Source organism: Streptomyces sp. R-07 (genome assembly GCF_049913175.1).
Lineage (GTDB): Bacteria > Actinomycetota > Actinomycetes > Streptomycetales > Streptomycetaceae > Streptomyces.
The window spans coordinates 1,697,785-1,716,954 of record NZ_CP183978.1 but is presented as its reverse complement, the minus strand read 5'-3'; the positions used below and the strand labels follow the sequence as shown (position 1 = coordinate 1,716,954).

Below are 19,170 nucleotides of genomic sequence, written 5' to 3'. Positions count from 1 at the left end.
GGACCCCCGGCAATTGTCGTGGCGGGCGCTCATCGACCGGCCTCCTGCGTCGTGTTCAGGATGTTGACGCCCCGGAAGAGGGCGGACGGGCAGCCGTGCGAGACGGCGGCGACCTGGCCCGGCTGGGCCTTGCCGCAGTTGAAGGCGCCACCGAGGACGTACGTCTGCGGGCCGCCGACCTGCTCCATCGAGCCCCAGAAGTCGGTGGTCGTCGCCTGGTACGCCACGTCCCGCAGCTGCCCGGCGAGCCGGCCGTTCTCGATGCGGAAGAAGCGCTGGCCGGTGAACTGGAAGTTGTAGCGCTGCATGTCGATCGACCAGGACCGGTCACCGACCACGTAGATGCCCCGCTCCACGCCCCCGATCAGGTCCTCCGTCGACAGACCGCCCGGGTCCGGCTGGAGCGAGACGTTCGCCATCCGCTGCACCGGCACGTGCGCGGGGGAGTCGGCGAAGGCGCAGCCGTTCGACCGGCCGAGGCCGGTGAGCTTCGCGATCCGCCGGTCCAGCTGGTAGCCGACGAGCGTGCCGTCCTTCACCAGGTCCCAGGACTGCGCCTCGACGCCCTCGTCGTCGAAGCCGACGGTGGCGAGACCGTGCTCGGCCGTCCGGTCACCCGTCACGTTCATGATCGAGGAGCCGTACGCCAGCTTGCCCAGCTGGTCGAACGTGGCGAACGAGGTGCCCGCGTACGCCGCCTCGTAGCCGAGCGCCCGGTCCAGCTCGGTCGCGTGCCCGATGGACTCGTGGATCGTCAGCCACAGGTTCGACGGGTCCACGACCAGGTCGTACCGGCCCGCCTCCACGCTCGGCGCCCGCATCTTCTCCGCGAGCAGCCCCGGGATCTCGTCGAGCTCCTTGTCCCAGTCCCAGCCGGTCCCGGTCAGGTACTCCCAGCCGCGCCCGACCGGCGGCGCGATCGTCCGCATCGAGTCGAACTCGCCGGTCGTCTCGTCCACGGCGACCGCCGTGAGCTGCGGGTGCAGCCGCACGCGCTGCTGCGTGGTCACGGTGCCGGCCGTGTCCGCGTAGAACTTGTTCTCGTGGACGGTCAGCAGCGAGGCGTCCACGTGCGCCACGCCCTCCGCCCCGAGCAGCCGCGCGCTCCAGTCGGCGAGCAGCGCGCTCTTCTCCTCCGCCGGGACGGAGAACGGGTCGATCTCGTACGAGGAGACCCAGGTCCGCTCCGCGTGCACCGGCTCCCCGGCCAGCTCCACGCGCTCGGTGGAGCCCGCCGCCGCGATCACCTTCGCCGACAGCTTGGCCATGGCGACCGCCTGCGAGGCGACCCGCGCGGCCCCGTCCATCGTCAGGTCGACGCCGGACGCGAAGCCCCAGGCCCCGCCGTGCACCACCCGCACCGCGTAGCCGAGGTCCGTGGTGTCCGAGGAACCGGACGGTTTGGCGTCGCGCAGCCGCCAGGAGGCGCTGCGCACCCGCTCCAGGCGGAAGTCCGCGTGCTCGGCACCGAGCGCGCGCGCTCGGGCGAGCGCCGCGTCGGCGAGCGCCCGCAACGGCAGCGCGACGAACGAAGGGTCGATCTGATGGACCACGAGCGGCCTCGCTCTCGGCGATCGGAATGCGGAGGTTGAACTGTCCCGGAAGTCAATCACGGGACGGGCTGCCGAGTCGGCGCATTGGAGTGCGCCCCCGGCGGAACCCGTCCCAACGGACCCCCGCACACCGGCCATTGAGCAATCGGAATAGGGCATTGGCATAGCCCCGCCATGGATCCGATGAGATGATCGACGCCATGCACGGGTGGGTGAACGGACTCAGGTCCTGGCTGTCGTCGCTGGACGAGGACGCCCTCCGGTCCCTGCTGACCTGGCATCAGTGCTTACGGAGCGACAAACACGCCCACGCACCCGACCGGCCCGCGCGCCGGACGCCCCCCACGCGCAAGGAACTGCACACCGCGCGCGTGCGGCTCGCCAAGGCCCAGCAGGGACAGCTGACGAGCATCGCCGCCTGCGGGCTCGTCTGGTCCGTGAAAGTGCTCCGCGACGAGTACGGATTCCCGGAGCGCGCCCTCACGGAACCCACCCTCGACGAACTCCTCGCCATGCTGCGGGTGCTCGACCCGCCCCTCGCGCGGTGCGCCCTCTACGGCATGCTCCTGCCCGGCACGAGCCGGCTGCCGGTGGGCCCGCTGGCGCGGGAGCACGAGGCCGCGTTACAGGCGGCCGCCGACAGCGGTCCGCCGTCCGACGCGCACACGATCGGCCCGGGCTTCGACGCCCCGCCCGATGCGCCGCCCGACTCCCCGCCCGATTTCCCACCCGGCGAGGCGCCCGACTCCCCGTTCGACGAGGCGCCCGACGAGGCGCCCGACGAGGCGCCCGACGAGGCGCCCGACGAGGCACCCGACGCGGCACCCGACGGGGTGCCCGACCCTCCGACGAAGACCTTCGAGTGTGAGGACGCCGCTCCCTTGACCGGAACCGCAACCGGAACACCGGTGGACCTGCCCGCCTCGCTCGTACGGCTCCGGGGGGCCGGCGAACGGCTGGCCGCCGACCTGCGCGCGGCGGCGGACGCCGTCGAGACCGGGCACCTCCCCACCGACACGGCCGAGGCGATCACGGCGTGGACCGAGGAGCGCGAGCGGCTCGCCTCCGCACTCGCCGTCGAGGGACTCATCTGGGGGCCGGACCTCGGATACGCCGACGCCGAGAGCGAGTTGACGCGACTTCGCGCGGTGCGCGCCGAACAGGCCGACGCCCTGCGGCGCAAGGCCGGCCGGTACGCCGAACTCCTCGAACTGGCCGACGACGAGGACGAGGCCTCCGACCTCCGCCGCCACCTGGAACGCACCGAGGCGCAGCTGCGTGAACTCGGCGTCCCGGCGGGGGAGGAGACACCGGCGGGGACGGGCGGACCGGAGCCCGCCGCCGAGGCCGCCGTCACGGCTGCCGGCGACCCCGTGTCCGAGTCCCCGGCCGGACCGACCGAGCACGCCACCGGCGACTCGACCGCGCTCACGGGCCGCACCGCCGACCGGGTCCGGGCGGGCGCCTCCGCGATCGAGGCCGTCCGCCGGGCGGTGGAACCGCCGCCCCCGGCCCTCCTGCCGTCCCAGACCGGCCCCCTCCCGGCCGCCCCGGCCCCCGCCACCGCACCCCCCGTCCACGCCGGCCCCCGCTCCCGGCGCCGCGTCCCCGGCCGCCCCGGCGTCCCCGGCCGCCCCGGCCGAGGTGGCCACGCCGACGGCCCCGCCCGCGCCGATCGCGGAGCCCGAGCCCGAACCGATCGTCGCCCCCGAGCCCGCCGCCGTACCCGCGCCCGCGCCCGCCGCCGCACCCGCGCCCGCGCCGGTCGCCGAGCCCGAGCCCACGCCCGTACCGGCGACCCATCCCCGGCCCCGGCCCGAGTCCGCCGCCCCGCCCGCCCCGGTCCCCGCGCCCAGGCCCGCCGGCACGCCGCCCCCCGTCGCCCCGCCGGCCCCCGTCGTGACGACGACCGCCCCCACGACGCCCGCCCCCACCCCGGCCGCACCCGTGTCCGCCGCGCCCGCTCCCGTCGAGGACGAGCCCTGGCCGAGCGGGGTCGAGGCGCCCGACTGGGACCCGTACGCGCCCTGGGACACCGGCAGTGAACCGCCCGTCGGGCGGCTGCTGCGCGAAGGCCGGCCGGCGGAGGCGTACTGGATGACCGTCGCCTCCCGCGAGAGCGACGTCCGGGCGCGGACGCTCGCCTTCGCCGCCGCCGCGTTCAGCTGCGTCTCGGACAGCGAGGCCACCCCCGTACAGATGGCGCACGAGCTCGACCCCGCGCTCGCCGGGCAGGACCGGGAGGCCCATCTGGTGGCCTTGGCGGCGGCCCTGCGCACCGGGCTCACCGCCCGCTGGCCGCACGGCCTGATCAGCGGGTTCGTCATGCCCTCGGGGCTCAGCGGCGCCTGGCAGCACCTCCTCAACGTGCTCGTGGCCGCCGTCCGCGACGGCCGCGCCTTCGAGCCCGGCATGCTCCAGGGCAGCGCGGAGGGCCTGGAGGCCGCCACCCGTGAGGAGATCGGCCTGACCGCCCGGCAGCTGCTCGACGACCTGCCGCGCCGCAAGATGAAGTACCAGCGGGCGTCCCAGGTGCTCCAGCACCTCCTCGGCCCCTCGGGCGCCGTGCGCCACGCGCTGAACGAGATCATCGAGTGGTCGGGCCAGAGCCCCGCGCAGTACACCGGCACGCCCGGCTTCCGGGCCCTGGGCGAGGCCCTGTGGCGGGCGGAGGACATCGACCGGCTCATCGAGGACACGGACGCCCTGTTCCGTACGTCGAAGCAGGCCAAGGAGCCGATCACCGCCGGCGCCCTCCGCCAGCTGCACACCGCCTGCCGCTGCGTCGGCGAGCTCCTCATGCGCGCCGAGGCCGCCCACGCCGCCGCCCGGCCGCACCAGGGCGTGAGCGACCGGGGCATCCCGGAACTGGCCTCGGTCCTGCGGGACGTCACCGACGAGCCCGCCCCGGCCGGGACGGGAGGCGCGGCGCTCGGACTGCTGCGCGCCTGGCTGACCGGCGAACCGGTCCGGCCCGCGGACACGGCGGCCGACCGGCTCCGTGAGAACGGCGGCCCCGTGCCGCCCGCCGACGCCCTCCTCCGGCTGCCCGACCTGCCCCGGGACGCCCTCGGCGACCCGGACCTCGCCGACCCCCGGGCGGCCCGCCGGATCGCCGCCCTGCTCGTCCCCGCCGACGCCGAGTACGCCCTCGCCCGGTACCTGGGCGACGGCGACCTGCACCTCGCCAGGGCCCTGATCGCCGCGGTCGAGAGCGAGCCGGAGGAGTACGGCTGCACCGACCCCGAGTGGGGTGAGACGGCGGCCCGGCGGCTCGCCCAGGGACACGAGGACTGGCGGCGGGAGGTCGCCGAGCACCACCGCACGGCGGCCGGACTGCTCGCCCAGATGCGGACGCTGAACCAGCTCGCGGCCGACCAGGAACGGGAGTTCGTGGGCCGGCTCCAGGAGTTCGCGGACGGCGAGGAGTCGGGTCGCTACCGCTTCGCCGTGGAGTCGCTGCGGGACCTGGAGAAGGAACTCGTCACCCTCGTCGACGACTACACCCGGCAGCTGCGGGTGAACCTGGCCCAGCTCCGCTCCCGCCCGGACCAGCCGCTGTCCGCCGGGGACCACGACCGCATCGCCCGCCTCATCGACGAGGGCGACACGGTCACGGCGCAGGAGTTCCTCGCGCTCGCGACCGGCCACACCCCGCTGCCCGAGCAGGGCGCCCGGTACGACGACGGCTCGGAACTCGCCGCCTTCCTCACCGGAGTCACCGCCCCCGACGCCCCGAAGGCCGGCGGCGAGGGCGTCGACGCCGGCTGGTGGGCGAGGCACTACGGCGACCCGGCCTCCTCGCTGACCCCGGCCGCCGTCAACGGCCTGGAGTCGTGGGCGGCCCTGTGCACCCCGCAGGGGCGGCGCGGCGAATGGCAGCAGCACATCCCCCGGCTGCTGCGCCTCCTCGGCCTCGAACTCTCCACGACCCAGGTCGTCGCCGAGCGGGTGGCCCTCGGGCAGGGCATGCGGCGCTTCAAGGTACGCGCGCGCGTGGCCGAGCGCCCCGGCTACGTCGCGGCGCTCGGCTCCCGCGCGTCCTCGTACACCGTCCTCCTCGTCTGGGAGGAGCAGCCGGCCGACGGCCCGCTCGCCCACCTGGAGGACGCCGACGTCGGCGCCAACATCGTGCTCTACCTGCACCCCCTCGGCCTGGAGGGACGCCGGGGCCTCGCCGAGTCCGCCCGCTCCTTCGCCCAGCAGGCGCTGGTCGTCGATTCCGCGGTGATGGGGTGGATGGCGGCGCGCGCGCCCGGCGCGTTCCGCTCGCTCCAGCGCGTGACCCTGCCCTGGGCGGCGTACAACCCGTACACGCCGTTCGTCGCCGGACTCGTGCCGCCCGAGGTCTTCTACGGCCGCGACGAGGAGATGCGGGAGGTGATGGGCCGCGAGGGCGGCATGTTCCTCTACGGCGGCCGGCAGCTCGGCAAGTCGGCGCTGCTGCGCCGGGTCGCGGAGATCTTCCCGAGCCGCACCGACACCCACGTCGCCGTCTACCTCGACCTCCTCAAGGCCGAGATCGGCCACGCCGAGGCCCCCGACCGGATCTGGAGCCGGCTGGTCGAGGACCTCAAGCGCAAGGGCGTCTTCAACAACAAGATGTCCGAACAGGCCGGTCCCGACGTCGTCGTGCGCAACATCCGGGCCTGGCTCGACCAGGACGACACCCGTCGGATCCTCGTCCTCGCCGACGAGGCCGACGCCTTCCTCAACACCGACTCGCGCCGCGCCTACCGCGTCGGCAGCGAGTCGACCTTCCCCAACGTCATGCACTTCCAGCGGCTCATGGAGCACACCGAACGCCGCTTCAAGATCGTCTTCGCGGGTCTCCACCAGGTCCAGCGCTTCGGACACCTCTCCAACGTCTCCACCGTGCACGGCGGCCCCGACGTCCTCGTCGGCCCGCTCGGCACCCAGGCGGCCGTACGGCTCGTCACCGAGCCCATGTCCGCGCTCGGCCACTTCTTCGAGCGCCCCGAACTGGTCTGGCGGATCCTCGCCATCACCAACTACCAGGCCAACCTGGTGCAGATCTTCTGCCGCGAACTCGTCCGCGTCCTCCACGACCGTCCGTACGCCTTCTCCGAGGGCCCGGTACGGATCACCGAGGCCGACGTCCAGAAGGTCGCCGCCTCGGAGACCGTGCGCCAGCAGATCGCCGAGCGGCTGCGCTTCACCATCAACCTGGAGGACCGCTACCGCGTCCTCGCCCTCGTCATCGCCCTGCGCAGCCTCGCCGACGGCTACCGCGGCGACTACTCGGCGGGCGAACTGCTCCAGGAGGCCCGGGAGGCCTGGCCCGAGGGCTTCGAGATGCTCAGCGCCAAGCAGGCGCAGATCTTCCTCACCGAGATGGTCGGCCTCGGCCTGCTCATCCAGCTCGGCGACCGCTCCCGCTTCGCCGTCCGCAGCCCCAACGTGGTCAACATGCTCGGCACCCGCGAGGAGCTCGAACTCGAACTGCGCGAGACCGAGTTCGGCCTGCCGTACGACTACAACCCGCACGCCGCCCGGCGCCTCCTCGGCCGCGACGCCCGGCACGTGCAGACCTACAGCCCGCTCACCGAGGAACAGCTCCACGAGACCGCCCAGTCCGGCGTCAGCCTCATCGGCACCACGGCCCTGCACCGGCCCGAACTGGTCCGCCGGGCCGTCACCGCGTTCGCCGAGAACCGGGGCGTCGACGTCGTCCCGTACACCCACGGCGAAGACCTCACCGCCCTCCTCAAGCGACGCCGCCGCAAGGCCCACGTGATCATGGCCGACCTGCGCGGCGCCGCCCCCGAGGAGCTGCGCGAGGCCGTCCGCTCGATGCTGGTCCACGCCGGACCGGCAGCCGACCGGATCGTCCGGCAGACCGAGCAGCGCAGCGGCGGCAACGAGAACCGCTCCGTCGTGGTCGTCGCCGACGCGGCCGTCCTCGCCGAACTCGCCGCCGACGACGGGCACGAGGAGCTCGCCGTACGGTGGCTGCGCCCCGAGCGGTGGACCGCGGACGCGCTGCGCGCCTGGTCGGAGTGCCCCTTCGTCTCCCGGGAGGACCGCGACCGGCTCGTCGCCGCGACCGGCGGCTGGCCCCGCTGGATGGAGGCCGCGGTGACGGACGTGTCCGTGCACGGGGCGACCCTGGACAACGCCGTCGAGCGCATACGCGCCCTCATCGCCGGCCCCCGCAACATCGAGGAGCACCTGCGGCTCTCCGGGCTCGACGCCCGCGACCTGGAGCTCCTCGCGGCCTGGACGGGGTACGTGGACGAGGGCGAGGGGGTGCCGCGCGACGACGTGGCGGCGGCGGTCGGACTCCCCGACGCCGACACCGACGCCTGGCTCCAGCACCTGGGCCTGCTCGGCGTCCTCGACGAGGCGCCCGAGGGCTTCGCGGTCGAGCCGGTGACCTACCGCGCGGTGCGGTCCCGGGCGGCCGCCGGGGAGAAGTGACGTGACGGACGCGGGGGCGCACGAGGCGGTCGCGCACGCCGTCGACCGGGCGGCCGCGCGGCCACCGGACCCGGCGGCCGCGCACGCCGTCCACCCGGGCGACCTGCCCGGAGTACGGGCACAGGTCCGGGCCGTCGCCGCCGACCTCGCGGCCGGGCGGAACTGCCTCTGGCTGGTCACCGACGCCCTGGTGGAGTCGGGGCTCGCGGACGAGCTGTACCGGGGAGCGCTCTTCGCCGGCCCGGTACGCGTCGACGTCCCCGCCCCGGCCGCGGCGTCCACGCGCGCGCGTGAACCGGAGCCCGGTTTCCGCGGGGAGGACGCCTGGGGCTGGGACGACGACAGCGACGAGCTGCCGTACCTGGACCTGCCCGACGACGGCTTCGACCTCGACCTCGGCTGGTCCCTGGAAAGCCGCCCGCCCCGCGTGCCGGCGCCCCGCCAGGAGCCCGCCGGCACCCGCCACGACCCGGAGGGCCTGCTCGCCCGGCTGGGCAAGGAGCTCTCGGTCGACGCCGACGAGGCCGTCGCCGCCCTGGTCGCCCCGGGCGGGCACCGACGCCCGGTCGTCGGGATCCGCGCGTGGACGGAGGAGCCCGCTGCCGTGGCCGATCGTCCCGCGGTGCGACGGGGGTACCCCCGGACGGAGTCACGGGGAGGGTGGGCACAGCCCCCGGTGCCGGGCACGGCAGAGCCGAGCCTCGCCATGGGCATCGGCCCCACGCCTGCACGCGGCGCAGCCGTGGCGCGGCTCTTCCGGGCGCTCGCCGCCGCAAGGCGGCCGCCTGCCGCCGGCCGAGCGCCCCCGGCTGCTCGTCGTCGCCCGGCTCCGCGACCTGCCGGAGAGCCTCCCGGACGAACTCCGGCACGGCCTCGGCGACACGGCCGTGCACTGGTGGTGGGGCACGCTCGGCCGGCTCGACACGGCCACCGCGATCGCCCCGGTCCTCGACCACGGGCCCGCCGCGACCGGCCGTGACCGCGACCCGCTGGGGGAGCGGATCCGCCGGGCGGTGCGCGCCGAGACCGTGGTCGAGGTCTGCGGCCCCGACCTGGAGCTCGCGCGGCTGCTCGCCCTGGAGTGGGACGGCTCCCAGCACACCCTCGCCGCCGCCCTCGGCCACTGCCTCGCGTCGACGGACGGCCCGCCACAGGGGGACTGCCCGCCCCTGCGCCGGATCGGCGCGCTCCCGCGGCCCGGCGCGGAGCTGCGCCAGGCGTGGGCCCGGGGCGCCGTCGTCTCCTGGGAGGGACGGCTGCGCCCCCACGTGGCCGTCTGGCACCCGGCGGGCCCGGCGGGCGCCCCCGGCGGAGACGTACGGGCCCGCCTCACCTCGCATGTCTCCCAGGCCCAGCAGCGCGTCCTGACGCCCTGGATCGAGGAGGCCCGGCAGCGCCTGGCCGCGCGGGCCCTCGGCCACCTCAACCGCCCGGCGGCCACCGTCGTCGCCGACTACGCCGACCGTCCGCCCGCGTACCTCGGCGGTGAGGCCGAGCGGGTGTTCCTGGAGCTCCAGGTGGGGGAACTCCTGCGCGCCCACATCAGCGGAGCCGTCGCCCTGCCCCAGGACGACGCCCGGCTGCTGCGGCTCCTCGTCACGGCGCGCAACGTCCTCGCGCACCGCGCGGTGCTGTACGACCGGACGCTCGACGACCTGTGCGCCGAACTCTCCCAGGCGGACCTCCGCGCCTAGGGGGGGGAACCACAGCCCGGCTCGTACCGTCCCCGAGCTGTAGGGATCCGACAGTGACGCCCGTACGCCACTGTCGGAGGTCGATTCCTCATGTCGGGAGCTATACCGATAGGTTTTCGGCTACCAGACCGCTATCGAAAGGGTGATCCGTTGAGCCGCTCGGTTCTCGTCACCGGAGGAAACCGGGGCATCGGCCTCGCCATCGCCCGCGCGTTCGCCGAGGCCGGCGACAAGGTCGCGATCACGTACCGCTCCGGCGAGCCCCCGGCCGCCCTGGTCGAGCTCGGCTGCCTCCCCGTCAAGTGCGACATCACCGACGCGGAGCAGGTGGAGACGGCCTACAAGGAGATCGAGGAGAAGCACGGCCCGGTGGAGGTCCTCGTGGCCAACGCCGGCGTGACGAAGGACCAGCTCCTCATGCGCATGACCGAGGAGGACTTCACGTCCGTCCTCGACACCAACCTCACCGGCACCTTCCGGGTCGTCAAGCGTGCCAACCGCGGGATGCTGCGCGCCAAGAAGGGCCGCGTCGTCCTGATCTCCTCGGTCGTCGGTCTGCTGGGCTCCGCGGGCCAGGCCAACTACGCCGCCTCCAAGGCCGGCCTGGTCGGTTTCGCCCGCTCCCTCGCGCGTGAGCTGGGCTCGCGCAACATCACCTTCAACGTCGTCGCCCCCGGCTTCGTCGACACCGACATGACCGCGGTGCTCACCGACGAGCAGCGCGCGGGCATCGTGTCGCAGGTGCCGCTGGGCCGTTACGCGCAGCCGGAGGAGATCGCCGCCGCGGTGAAGTTCCTCGCCTCCGACGACGCCTCGTACATCACTGGAGCCGTCATCCCGGTTGACGGCGGATTGGGCATGGGTCACTGATCACCATGAGCGGAATTCTCGAGGGCAAGCGCATCCTCATCACCGGTGTGCTGATGGAGTCCTCCATCGCCTTCCACGCCGCGAAGCTGGCCCAGGAGCAGGGTGCGGAGATCATCCTCACCGCCTGGCCCCGGCCGACGCTGACCGAGCGCATCGCCAAGAAGCTCCCCAAGCCCGAGAAGGTCAAGGTCCTCGAGCTCGACGTCTCGAACGACGAGCACCTCGCCCGCCTGGAGGGCCAGGTCCGCGAGCACCTGGGCGACCGCCTCGACGGCATCGTGCACTCCATCGGCTTCGCGCCGCAGGACGCGCTCGGCGGCAACTTCCTGAACACGCCGTTCGAGTCCGTGGCCACCGCCATGCACGTCTCCGCCTTCTCCCTGAAGTCGCTGACGATGGCGCTGCTGCCGCTGATGTCCGAGGGCGGTTCGGTCGTCGGCCTCACCTTCGACGCCAAGTTCGCCTGGCCGCAGTACGACTGGATGGGCCCGGCCAAGGCCGCGCTTGAGGCCACCAGCCGCTACATGGCGCGCGACCTCGGCAAGCAGAACATCCGCTGCAACCTGATCTCGGCGGGCCCGCTCGGCTCCATGGCCGCGAAGTCCATCCCGGGCTTCGGCGAGCTGGCCTCCGTGTGGGACAGCCGTTCCCCGCTGGAGTGGGAGCTCTCGGACCCGGAGCCGGCCGGCCGCGGCATCGTCGCGCTGCTCTCGGACTGGTTCCCGAAGACCACGGGCGAGATCATCCACGTGGACGGCGGTCTGCACGCCATCGGCGCGTAACCGCTCCGTACAGCAGAAGAGGGCCGTGTGCCCGCCCCCGTGGCGGACACACGGCCCTCGCCGTTCCGCAACTCCTGCACGATTCGAAAAGTAGCCCGAATGACCCCAGACTGAGGCAGAGCGTGATGGTCTGCTGCTGACGGGGAGGAGGTACGGGCATGCGCGCGATACGCCACGGCTTCGGGGCGATAGCCTCCGTCGCCGTCCTGGTCACCGGGACGGCCGTAGCCACCGAGGTGCGGGCCGCTCCCGCCCCCGCCGAGGAGCGCCCCGCCACCGCCCCGGCGGCCGAGGAGCCGGAGAACTTCGGGGCCTCCTGCCGCACCGTCGTCGAGGGCTCCCGCGTCACCGCCCACTGCAGCAACCCGTACCCCCGCACCGACCGGATCCGCCTCCACGTCGAGTGCGACCGCTGGTGGGACGTCGACAGCGACAGCGCCCCCGTGGAGGTCGGACCCGCCGACTACGCCCAGGTCACCGGCCGCTGCTGGAAGGAGGTCCGGTCCGCCTGGATCACGCACCAGCCCGCGGATCCGGCTCCTGCTCCCGCTCCCGGCCCTCTTCCGGTACGGGGCTCCTGAGGCACATGAAGGGGTAGCCGGCCGCCTCCGTGCCGGCCCGCTCGGCATCACCCTCGCGGATCGCGTCCACCAGGCGCGCGTGGTCCATGTGGTTCTCCGGCCGCAGCACCTGCCCGACGTCGTCGCGCAGCCAGTCCCGCAGCAGATCGCCCAGGTCCGCGTAGAGCTCCGTCAGCACCTCGTTGCCCGAGGCGGCGACGACCGCGTGGTGGAAGGCCGCGTCGACCGTCACGAACCGCTCCGCGTCCCCGGACTCCCACGCCTCCTCGCGGCGCCCGAGCAGGGCGTCCAGCTGCTTCAGGTCCCGCTCCGAGCGCCGCCCGGCGGCGAACCGGGCCGCCGCGGACTCCAGCGTCGAGCGCAGCTCGGCGACGTGCCGGGGGTCGGAGCCGGCGAAGCGCCGGTGCATGACGCCCGCGAGCTCGCTGGTGGCGACGACGTACGTCCCCGAACCCTGGCGGATGTCGAGAAGCCCGTTGTGGGCGAGCGCGCGGACCGCCTCGCGGACCGTGTTGCGGGCCACGCCGAGCTGCTCGACCAGTTCGGGTTCGGTCGGGATGCGTGAACCCACCGGCCACTCGCCGGAGGTGATCTGGTTCCGCAGCTCGGAGATCACCTGATCGGAGAGACCGGTGCGCCGGGGGTGACCGAGGGCCATGGAGCGCCTTCCCATTCGTTCGAGATTGGACAACCAATCATCCCATGATTCTATGATGGCCTCATGCCTGACGAGCCGAAGACCCTCGACCCCGCCGCACCACCGGCGGACACCACCGCGCGACCGGCCGGGACCACCAGGGCGGCGGCCACCACAGCCGGGGATTCTCCCGCACCGGACGGCGCCCGCGGATCCGGTACGACACCCCCGGGCGCCCCCGCGCGCACCTGGGCCCTCGGGCTCGTCGCCGTCGGACTCGTCCTGGCCGCACTCAACCTGCGCCCCGCCATCACCAGCCTCGGTGCCCTCCTCGAAGAGGTCAGCGCGGACCTCCACATGAGCGGCAGCGTCGCCGGCGTCCTCACCTCCGTCCCCCCGCTCTGCTTCGCGGTCTTCGGCATCACCGCCCCCCGCCTCGCCCGCCGCTTCGGCCCCGCCGCCGTCGTCTGCGCGGGCATGGCCGCGATCTTCACCGGCCTCGTCCTGCGGCCCTTCGCGAGCGGCACCGCCGCCTTCCTCGCCGCGAGCGCCCTCGCCCTCATGGGCATCGCCGTCAGCAACGTCCTGATGCCCGTCATCGTCAAGCGGTACTTCCCCGACCGCGTCGGCAGCATGACCGGCCTCTACTCGATGGCGCTCGCCCTCGGCACCTCCGTCGCCGCGGCGTCCACCGTCCCCCTCACCGACGCCCTCGGCGGCGGCTGGCGGCTCGGCCTGGGCGTCTGGGCGGTCCTCGCCGCGCTCGCCGTCCTGGCCTGGCTCCCGCTCCTGCGCGACCGGAGCGGGAACACCGTGCTCCCGGCGCCCGCGGCCCCGGAAGCCGGTGCCCCCGCGCCGCGCATCACCCGCAGCCGCACCGCCTGGGCGCTCGGCGTCTTCTTCGGCCTCCAGGCCACCGGCGCCTACATCACCATGGGCTGGATGCCGCAGATCTTCCGCGACTCCGGCGTCCCCGCCACCACCGCGGGTGTGCTCCTGGCCGTCACCATGGTCATGGGCGTCCCGCTCGCCTTCGTCATCCCCCGCCTCGCGACCCGGATGAAGAACCAGGGCCCGATCGTCGTCGCGCTCGGCCTGTGCGGCCTCACCGGCTACACCGGACTCTTCCTCGCCCCCGCCGCCGGGGCCTGGGTCTGGGCGGTGCTCCTCGGCATCTCCAACTGCTCCTTCCCGCTCGCCCTCACGATGATCGGCATGCGCTCGCGCACCGGCGCCGGCGTCGTCCGGCTGTCCGCCTTCGCACAGAGCGTCGGCTACCTCATCTCGATCCCCGGCCCCCTCCTCGTCGGCGTGCTCTACCAGCACAGCGGCGGCTGGGGACTGCCCATCGCGCTCATGGGCGGACTGATGGTGCCGCAGATGATCGTCGGAACCCTGGCGGGCAGGGACCGGACGGTCGAGGACGAATGCTGAGATGCGAGACTGTTCCCATGCCAGTCCTCGAACCCAATCCCCAGAACGGCCAGAAGAAGCTGCTCGTCGTGCTCGGCGCGATGCTCGGCATCACGGTCGTCATCGCCGTCATCGCCTCCTTCGCCTCCCCGTGAGGTGGGGGTAGCCCCCGCATCCCCTAGGGGGCGGGTCTCAGGGTGAAGTGGGTGGATCGCCGGATGGGCCGGAGGACGTGCCGTCCGTACGTTGGTGACAACGGCGAAAGCGCGGAACTCACCCACGGAGGCGGCCATGTCGGCCCCCACGCACCCCGGCATCCGGACCACGACCACCGGCGTCGACACCCGGCTGCCCTGGTGGGCACTCGCCCTCCCGGCCGCCGCGTTCCTCGCCCTCCTGGTGCTCATGGCCGGGTCCGGTGGGGCCCGGGCGGCCACGGGTGACCTGGCGGTCGGCAGGGTCCTGGAGCACCTCTGGCAAACGCTCTCTCTCTGAGTCGCGTCTGCCCGTTTCGTGGGAAGCTGTGGACCATGAGCGTCGATACACCCCGCAGCATCGTGCTCCTCCGGCACGCGAAGGCAGACTGGAACGACGATTCGGACCACGAGCGACCCCTCGCCGATCGGGGCCGCCAGGACGCCCCGGTGGCCGGCCGCCGGCTCGCCGAGAGCGGCATCGCCTTCGACCTGGCTCTCTGCTCGACCGCCGCCCGCACCCGCGAGACGTGGAAGCTGGTGGTCGGGGAGCTCCCGCACCGCCCGAAGACCACGTACGAGGAGCGGATCTACGAGGCCTCGCTCGGCGAGCTCATCGCCGTGATCAACGAGACCCCGGACGCCGTGAACGACCTCCTGCTCATCGGCCACAACCCCGGGATGCACGCGCTCGCCGACGCCCTGGCGGGCGAGTCCGAGGAGGACGCCCTGCCCCGGATGAACCGCAGCGGCTTCCCGACCTCCGCCTTCGCCGTCCTGACCTTCACCGGCTCCTGGAAGTCCGTGGAGCACGGCGTCGCACGGCTCGTCGACTTCTGGACCCCGCACGCCTGACCCGTACGCCTGATCCCGTACGCGGGAGGGCCCGGGTGTCGTCCGACGCCCGGGCCCTCCTCCGTCCTCCGGCCGCTCAGTGCAGCAGGTCGCCCTCGCCGCCGTCCGCGGCCTCGACCTCTTCGCGCGTGATGCCGAGCAGGTACAGCACGGTGTCCAGGAACGGCACGTTCACCGCCGTGTGGGCGGCCTGACGCACCACCGGCTTCGCGTTGAACGCCACCCCCAGCCCGGCCGCGTTCAGCATGTCCAGGTCGTTCGCCCCGTCGCCGATGGCCACGGTCTGCGCCAGCGGCACCCCCGCCTCCGCGGCGAACCGGCGCAGCAGCCGCGCCTTGCCCGCCCGGTCGACGATCTCGCCGGTCACCCGGCCGGTGAGCTTCCCGTCCACGATCTCCAGCGTGTTGGCGGAGGCGAAGTCGAGGCCGAGCCGCTCCTGCAGGTCATCGGTGACCTGGGTGAACCCGCCGGAGACGACGCCCACCTGGTAGCCGAGTCGCTTGAGCGTACGGATCAGCGTCCGGGCGCCGGGCGTCAGCCGCACCTCGGCCCGGACCTTGTCGACCACCGAGGCGTCGAGGCCGGCGAGCAGCTCCACGCGCGCGTGGAGCGACTGCTCGAAGTCCAGCTCGCCGCGCATCGCGGCCGCCGTCACCTCGGCGACCTTGTCCTCGCAGCCCGCGTGCGCGGCGAAGAGCTCGATCACCTCGTCCTGGATCAGGGTCGAGTCGACGTCCATGACCACGAGCCGCTGGGCCCGCCGGTGCAGACCGGCGGAGACGACGGCCACGTCGACCCCGACGGTGTGCGCCTCGATGGCCAGCGCGGTCCGCAGCGGCTCGGTCTCGCAACCGGAGACGGCGAACTCGACCGCCGTCACCGGGTACTTCGCGAGGCGGAAGATGCGGTCGATGTTGCCGCCGGTCTCCGCGATCCTGGCCGCTATGGCCGCCGTCTGCTCGGCGGTGAGCGGGTTGCCGAGCACGGTGACGTGCGAGCGTCCCTCACCACGGGGACGGTTGTCGCCCGTGCCGGAGATGATCTCGGCCTGCAGCTTCAGCGACTCGGCCCAGCTGTGGATGGTGGCCCGGAGTTCGCCCTGCGAGGCGACGGTCGGCTCGGTGACGAGCGCGCACAGCACGAGGCGGCCACGGGAGACCACCTGCTCGATGTCCACGACGTCGACGGAGTAGGCGGCGAGGGTGTCGAAGAGTCCCGCGGTGATCCCGGGACGGTCCTTCCCGAAGATCTTGACGAGAAGGGTGGGAACGTCTGAGGTCTGCGATGCGCTCATGGTGGTTCCACCGTATCGGGCACCGTGTGTCACCCGAGCGCCCGTCCCGCCCTGCGGACACCCGAGTGGTCCAGGCCCTGCACCGAAGGTCTTCACGCGGCCCGACTTTCCGAGACGGGACCGGGCCTGAAATAGTTCCCCAGGATGATTCGCCATCCCTGGACTCCCGACGACGGGGGTACATCGGGGGACAAGTAGTGGGGCATGGAGTGCCAGAACTCGTACTGGAATTGAACGGCAGGACCTGGACGCTCGACGCGTCCCGGTCGTACACCCTGGGCAGGGACCCTCAGGGTGACCTGGTGATCGACGACGCCAGGGTCTCGTGGCGGCACGCCACCATCAGCTGGGGAGGCCGGAGCTGGGTCATCGAGGACCACGGCTCCACGAACGGCACCTTCGTGCAGGGTCAGCGGATCCACCAGGTGGAGATCGGCCCCGGTTCGGCCGTCCACCTGGGGAACGCGACCGACGGCCCCCGGCTGAACCTCGCCGCCGCAGGCGCGGCCGCCGCGCCTCAGCAGCAGGCTCCGGCCCAGCAGGCCCCCGCCCACCAGGCCGCCGGCGCGCCCGCCGCCCAGGCCGACTGGGCCACGCACCAGGCGCCGCCGCAGCAGCAGGCGCCGCACCAGCCCCCGCAGCAGCAGGGCTGGCAGCAGCAGGCCCAGCAGCCGCCCGCCCATCCGCAGGTCCCGCACCAGCAGGTCCCGCACCAGCAGGCCCCGCACCAGCAGGGGCCCGGGCAGGGGCACCCCGGTGTCGCCGCGGGGGCGTCGTCGGCCTACGCCGACCGCAGCCCCACGACGTTCCACCAGCTGGCCCTCGGCCACGTCATGCGGATCGGCCGTGCCCTCGAGAACGAACTGGTCGTCTCCGACCTCCAGGTCTCGCGGCTCCACGCCGAGTTCCACGCGACGCCCGACGGCCGCTTCGAGATCCGCGACCTCGGCTCGCACAACGGCACGTACGTCAACGGTCAGCCGATCGCCAAGGGCGGCACGGCGCTCCTCGGCCCGCAGGACATCGTCGGCGTCGGCCACTCGACCTTCCGCATCGTCGGCGGCCAGCTGGAAGAGTTCGTCGACACCGGCTCGGTCTCCTTCTCGGCCCGCCACCTCACGGTCACCGTCGAGGGCGGCAAGCAGATCCTCAAGGACGTCACCTTCGGCGTCCCGGAGAAGTCGCTGATCGGCGTCATCGGCCCGTCCGGCTCCGGCAAGTCCACCCTGCTCAAGGCGCTGACCGGCTACCGCCCGGCCAACGAGGGCGACGTCCTCTACGACAACCGCAGCCTCTACAAGCAGTTCGCCGAGCTGCGCCAGCGCATCGGTCTGGTCCCGCAGGACGACATCCTGCACAAGGAGCTCACCGTCCAGAAGGCGCTGCGCTACGCGGCCAAGCTCCGCTTCCCCGGCGACACCGCCGAGACCGAGCGCGAGGCCCGCATCGACGAGGTGCTGCGCGAGCTCAAGCTCGACATCCACAAGGAGAAGAAGGTCACCTCCCTCTCCGGTGGCCAGCGCAAGCGCGTCTCCGTCGCCCTGGAGCTCCTCACCAAGCCCTCGCTGATCTTCCTGGACGAGCCGACCTCCGGCCTCGACCCGGGCATGGACCGCGATGTCATGCAGCTGCTCCGCGGCCTCGCGGACGACGGCCGCACGGTCCTCGTCGTCACCCACTCGGTGGCCGAGCTGGGCCTCTGCGACAAGCTGCTCGTCATGGCGCCCGGCGGCTCCGTGGCGTACTTCGGCCCGCCGGAGGAGGCGCTGAACTTCTTCGGCTACTCCACCTGGGCCGACGTCTTCTCGGCCTTCGAGAACTACCGCGACTACGACTGGGCGGGCCGCTGGAAGGGCTCGCAGCACTACCAGATGTACGCCGCGGACATCGACGCCGTCGCCGCGCAGCCCGTCCAGATGCCGGCGCAGGCGATGGCCAGGCCGCCGAAGCCGCAGGGCTGGGGCTCCCAGCTGTGGACCCTGATCCGCCGCTACGTGTCGGTGATCGCCTCCGACAAGGGCTTCATGGCCCTGATGGTGATCCTGCCGGCCGTCCTCGGCGCGGTGTCCGTCGTCATCCCGGCGGACTTCGGCCTGGGCAGGCCCAAGCCGCCGTCCCGCTTCAACGGCGACGCCGGCACGATCATGCTGATCCTCGCGGTCGGCATGTGCTTCTCCGGCGCGGCCAACTCCGTCCGAGAGCTGATCAAGGAACGGGTCATCTACGAGCGGGAGCGCGCCGTCGGCCTGTCCCGCTCCGCGTACCTCATGTCCAAGGTCATCGTCCTCGGCGTGATCACCGCCTTCCAGGGCGTGATCATCTGCGGCATCGGCTTCTCCACGCGTGAGCTGCCCGAAGAGGGCCTGTTCATGTCGCCGGCCGTCGAGCTCTGCGTCCAGGTCATCGGACTCGGCCTGACCTCGATGATGGTGGGCCTGGTCATCTCCGCGCTGGTGAAGACCGCCGAGAAGACCATGCCGCTGCTCGTCATGTTCGCGATCATCCAGGTCGTGTTCACCGGCATCCTGTTCCAGGTGTACGGCTCGCCCGGCCTGGAGCAGTTCGCCTGGCTCATGCCCTCCCGCTGGGGCATCGCCGGCGCCGGCACCACGCTCGACCTGGCCCACCTGATGCCGCCGTGGGACCACAAGGACCCCACGAACACCGACCCGCTGTGGGAGCACACGATCGGCCAGTGGAGCCTCGACCTCGGCATCCAGCTGCTCATGGCCACGGTCTGCTGCGTCTTCGTGGCACGACTGCTGCGCCGCCACGAGCCCGAGGTCATGCGCAAGTAACAGCTGCCCCGACAGCAGCCCTGAAGGGCGGCACCCCGCACGGGGGTGCCGCCCTTCG

General features: G+C 73.2%; 14 protein-coding genes. 11 read left to right on the top strand and 3 right to left on the bottom strand.

Annotated features, from left to right (window positions below; genetic code table 11):
- Window positions 1-29 precede the first annotated feature (29 nt).
- The gene (locus ACN9M0_RS07670) at window positions 30-1,553 is read right to left on the bottom strand and encodes a TldD/PmbA family protein (protein ID WP_366040760.1); all 1,524 of its coding nucleotides are present in this window, start codon (window positions 1,551-1,553) and stop codon (window positions 30-32) included.
- 1,899 nt (window positions 1,554-3,452) lie between these two features.
- Between ACN9M0_RS07670 and ACN9M0_RS07665 the strand changes: the two genes are divergently transcribed.
- The 6 genes from ACN9M0_RS07665 (at window position 3,453) to ACN9M0_RS07640 (ending at window position 11,921) form a co-directional block, all read left to right on the top strand.
- On the top strand, window positions 3,453-7,994 hold the full coding sequence (locus ACN9M0_RS07665) for a hypothetical protein (protein WP_426403334.1): 4,542 nt from the start codon (window positions 3,453-3,455) through the stop codon (window positions 7,992-7,994).
- A gap of 1 nt (window position 7,995) precedes the next feature.
- Window positions 7,996-8,973 carry a hypothetical protein gene (locus tag ACN9M0_RS07660; RefSeq protein WP_426403333.1) on the top strand — a complete coding sequence of 326 codons (978 nt, stop codon included), beginning with the start codon at window positions 7,996-7,998 and terminating at the stop codon, window positions 8,971-8,973.
- The gene (locus ACN9M0_RS07655; protein ID WP_426403332.1) at window positions 8,882-9,688 is read left to right on the top strand and encodes a hypothetical protein; all 807 of its coding nucleotides are present in this window, start codon (window positions 8,882-8,884) and stop codon (window positions 9,686-9,688) included. The genes ACN9M0_RS07660 and ACN9M0_RS07655 overlap by 92 nt, the downstream gene beginning before the upstream one ends.
- A gap of 150 nt (window positions 9,689-9,838) precedes the next feature.
- Window positions 9,839-10,558, top strand: coding sequence for a 3-oxoacyl-[acyl-carrier-protein] reductase (gene fabG, locus ACN9M0_RS07650; RefSeq protein ID WP_030691676.1), 720 nt, complete (start codon window positions 9,839-9,841; stop codon window positions 10,556-10,558).
- 5 nt (window positions 10,559-10,563) lie between these two features.
- The gene (gene fabI / locus ACN9M0_RS07645; RefSeq protein ID WP_366040757.1) at window positions 10,564-11,340 is read left to right on the top strand and encodes an enoyl-ACP reductase FabI; all 777 of its coding nucleotides are present in this window, start codon (window positions 10,564-10,566) and stop codon (window positions 11,338-11,340) included.
- Between the two features lie 158 nt (window positions 11,341-11,498).
- Entirely contained in the window at window positions 11,499-11,921 is a 423-nt protein-coding gene (locus ACN9M0_RS07640) for a hypothetical protein (protein WP_366040756.1), read from the top strand.
- Here the strand turns inward: ACN9M0_RS07640 and ACN9M0_RS07635 are convergent.
- Window positions 11,854-12,579, bottom strand: coding sequence for a FadR/GntR family transcriptional regulator (locus ACN9M0_RS07635; RefSeq protein WP_366040755.1), 726 nt, complete (start codon window positions 12,577-12,579; stop codon window positions 11,854-11,856). The genes ACN9M0_RS07640 and ACN9M0_RS07635 overlap by 68 nt on opposite strands.
- Before the next feature lie 63 nt (window positions 12,580-12,642).
- On the opposite strand from ACN9M0_RS07635, the gene ACN9M0_RS07630 reads away from it, so the two are divergent.
- The 4 genes from ACN9M0_RS07630 to ACN9M0_RS07615 all read left to right on the top strand — a co-directional run bounded on the left by ACN9M0_RS07630 (window position 12,643) and on the right by ACN9M0_RS07615 (window position 15,020).
- Window positions 12,643-13,992 carry a CynX/NimT family MFS transporter gene (locus ACN9M0_RS07630; protein WP_399696348.1) on the top strand — a complete coding sequence of 450 codons (1,350 nt, stop codon included), beginning with the start codon at window positions 12,643-12,645 and terminating at the stop codon, window positions 13,990-13,992.
- A gap of 17 nt (window positions 13,993-14,009) precedes the next feature.
- Window positions 14,010-14,126, top strand: a complete 117-nt coding sequence (locus ACN9M0_RS07625) for an SGM_5486 family transporter-associated protein (protein ID WP_366040753.1) — start codon at window positions 14,010-14,012, stop codon at window positions 14,124-14,126.
- Window positions 14,127-14,262: 136 nt separating this feature from the next.
- Window positions 14,263-14,466 (top strand): hypothetical protein, encoded by a 204-nt coding sequence (locus ACN9M0_RS07620; RefSeq protein WP_366040752.1) that lies wholly within the window; start codon window positions 14,263-14,265, stop codon window positions 14,464-14,466.
- Between the two features lie 35 nt (window positions 14,467-14,501).
- The gene (locus ACN9M0_RS07615) at window positions 14,502-15,020 is read left to right on the top strand and encodes a SixA phosphatase family protein (RefSeq protein ID WP_366040751.1); all 519 of its coding nucleotides are present in this window, start codon (window positions 14,502-14,504) and stop codon (window positions 15,018-15,020) included.
- Between the two features lie 76 nt (window positions 15,021-15,096).
- On the opposite strand, the gene serB is transcribed toward ACN9M0_RS07615, so the two are convergent.
- Window positions 15,097-16,314 (bottom strand): phosphoserine phosphatase SerB, encoded by a 1,218-nt coding sequence (gene serB / locus ACN9M0_RS07610; protein WP_366040750.1) that lies wholly within the window; start codon window positions 16,312-16,314, stop codon window positions 15,097-15,099.
- Between the two features lie 197 nt (window positions 16,315-16,511).
- On the opposite strand from serB, the gene ACN9M0_RS07605 reads away from it, so the two are divergent.
- A complete protein-coding gene (locus ACN9M0_RS07605; protein ID WP_426403331.1) occupies window positions 16,512-19,112 on the top strand; it encodes an FHA domain-containing protein in 2,601 nt (866 codons plus the stop codon).
- The last annotated feature ends 58 nt before the right edge of the window (window positions 19,113-19,170 follow it).